1 protein-coding gene is annotated in these 1,657 nt (G+C 64.0%); it reads right to left on the reverse strand.

All coding sequences use genetic code 11. The features are described from left to right. Nucleotides 1–1,496: 1,496 nt before the first annotated feature. Nucleotides 1,497–1,643 (reverse strand): hypothetical protein, encoded by a 147-nt coding sequence (locus tag AB1609_23240; protein ID MEW6049351.1) that lies wholly within the window; start codon nt 1,641–1,643, stop codon nt 1,497–1,499. Nucleotides 1,644–1,657 lie beyond the last annotated feature (14 nt).

The following is a 1,657-nucleotide window of genomic DNA, read 5'->3' on the forward strand; positions in this document are numbered from 1 at the left end:
GGGATCATGTCATGCGGGTGGCCGAACGGACCCTACCACCAGGTTGGGAGTCGCGGTCGACCTTGATTCCAGTAAGCGTCGCCGCAGGGGAGACGGTGCGCCTGGACATTCCGCTGCAGCGGATTCCGCTGCAACGGATGGACAGTGTAGCACCTGGCGCGGCGACGCCGCCATCCCCCGTGATCTCGGGAACGAAAGCTATCAAGCTGGAGATGGGTCCCGGGTACACCTCATGGCAGGCTAGTGGCAAGGTCGCGGCACAAACCGAAACTGGGCTTGAGCTTAGCCTGAGTGGCGAAAAACGCGTAACCTATATGACGGACGAGGGAGCAAACGGGCTCACGATGTCGGGGCCGAAAGCGATGTTCTTCGGGCGGACAACTCTTGCCGCACCGCTCGCTAAGAACGCCAGGCTTGTCATGGAGCTGTCAGCAGGCTCCGAAGCGAGCAGAAGGCCTCCTGGCCTAAGCGTTGGAATGGAAGTCATGCCAATGCGAGGCCTGAGGCTGACGGCAGGCTACGACGCAGCTCAAAGATCACCGCGGGTTTCGGGGGCCTGGGAACAGCGCCTGACGGATGCCCTGACGCTCACAGCGGGCGCGGACATCTCCAGGAGCGGTGAGAAAATGGTCATGGCACCCCTGGTGAGCTTCGCCTACGCCGGCCCGCCCGGAGTCACCGGCCGGCTCGCTGTGGGAGGTGCGCCGCACCTTGCGGCCGAGCTTGCGTGCTCCCTGCCGCTCGGTCGAGGCTTCAGTCTGTCGTTAACCCACCGCCGGCATATCGGGGGGACCACCCGGCAAGGTCAGAGCGAAAGCCCGGCAGACACGGTCGTTGGGCTGTGGTGCTTACCTGGCGGCGAGGCACCTTTCACGGTCGCCGCCCAGTATGAGCCGGCCAATGGCAGGCTCGGGGGGTCCCTTCTGCTCGCGGAAAACACGTCGGGCGGAGGTTCATGGCGGGCCGATCTCCGGGCTTCCTTCGGGCCTCGCCGGGAGACCCTCTCGTTGCGGGCCAGTGTCGCCCTGCCGGGCCACCTTGAGACGGTGGGGATATTGACGTGTGAGGGCGAAAGACAGCGGCTTGAGAGAGGAAGCACGGTCGGGAAGTTCACAACGGCCCTTTCCTGCTCTGTCGTGCTCGATGAACGAACATGCGCGTCCGGGCTCCTGTCACTGAAGCAGGTCGATGATACTTCGCCTCCTGTGCCGGTCCGTGCAGTAACTCGGTCCATAGCGGCCTATTTCGATCGACGGGTGGCGCCGGGGTTATCCCTGGGCGCGGGAGGGTCCTGGACGTACCTGGACCCCGGAGGGCTGTTCCTGGCAACAGTGGACGCGCGGGCCACATATGACATCACGCCCCAGGCAAGGCTCGTCCTCGGCTACCGCACGACACTTGGCGCGGCAGGGTCCTCTCCTATGGGAACTCCCTGGCCGCCGGGGCCTTACGTGAGGCTGGTCCTGGCATCCGGGTGGGATTCTGCGATGCCCAACCTACAGGATCTCTACTGAGTCCTCCCACTTCTTGTAGCACTCGGCGAGCCTCTTTTCGGCATCGGCGAGGGACTTTGCCTTTTCGGCCATGCGGTCCGGGTATAAGTAGATCTCGAGGTCTGCAAGCTCGGCATTGAGCTGCTTGATGGTGGCCTCAAGCT

It is taken from the genome of Bacillota bacterium (assembly GCA_040754675.1).
In the GTDB taxonomy this organism is placed as follows: domain Bacteria; phylum Bacillota; class Limnochordia; order Limnochordales; family Geochordaceae; genus Geochorda.